This is a genomic window from Ralstonia sp. ASV6 (genome assembly GCF_016429285.1).
Classification (GTDB): Bacteria; Pseudomonadota; Gammaproteobacteria; order Burkholderiales; family Burkholderiaceae; genus Ralstonia; species Ralstonia flaminis.
This window is the reverse complement of the sequence record NZ_JAELUI010000335.1, coordinates 1-667: the sequence shown is the minus strand read 5'-3', so window position 1 is coordinate 667 and position 667 is coordinate 1. Positions and strand designations below refer to the sequence as shown.

Sequence of the window (667 nt, the reverse complement as noted above, 5' to 3'; positions counted from 1 at the left end):
GGGAGTGTCAGGATTTCCGTGTTCAAGGCTGGGGTTGAGAATCACACGGACGGTCGAACGAATCGATCTGCATAGAGGATAGCGAATTGGTTCATAGCGTCCTTCCAAGCGAGACCGGGGCGGTTCCAGTTTGCGGTGATATTGCGTAGCGCCAACCAGATGAGCTTGGTTGCTGCCTCGTCGCTGGGGAAGTGGCCTCGGGTCTTGATGATCTTGCGTAGTTGCGCGTTGATGTTCTCGATGGCGTTCGTCGTGTAGATCACGCGGCGCACCTCAGGTGGAAACGCAAAGAACGGAATTACGCGATCCCAGGCGCTGCGCCATGCAGCACTAACCGTCGGGAATCGCTGCCCCCATGGGCCTTGGGCAAACACATCGAGCTCGGCCTGCGCAGCCTCAGCACTTGGGGCGGTGTAGATCGGTCGAATCGCCGCGGCCAGCGCGCGTCGGTCTTTCCAGTTCACGTAATCGAGACTGTTGCGGATCAGGTGGACGATGCAGGTCTGCAGCGTGGTCGCCGGGAACACGGTGGCCAGCGCTTCGGGCATGCCCTTGAGGCCATCGGTGACAGCGATCAGGATGTCGCACACGCCGCGCGTCTTCAGATCGTTGAACACCTTCATCCAGAACTTGGCGCCTTCGGTGCTTTCGATCCACAGGCCCAGGA

Annotated in this window: 1 protein-coding gene; it reads right to left on the bottom strand. The window is 59.8% G+C overall.

The annotated features are described in order from the left end of the window. Positions 1 to 41: 41 nt before the first annotated feature. A partial coding sequence (locus JHD73_RS27950; RefSeq protein ID WP_199033362.1) for an IS256 family transposase occupies positions 42 to 667 on the bottom strand: 626 nt, incomplete at its 5' end.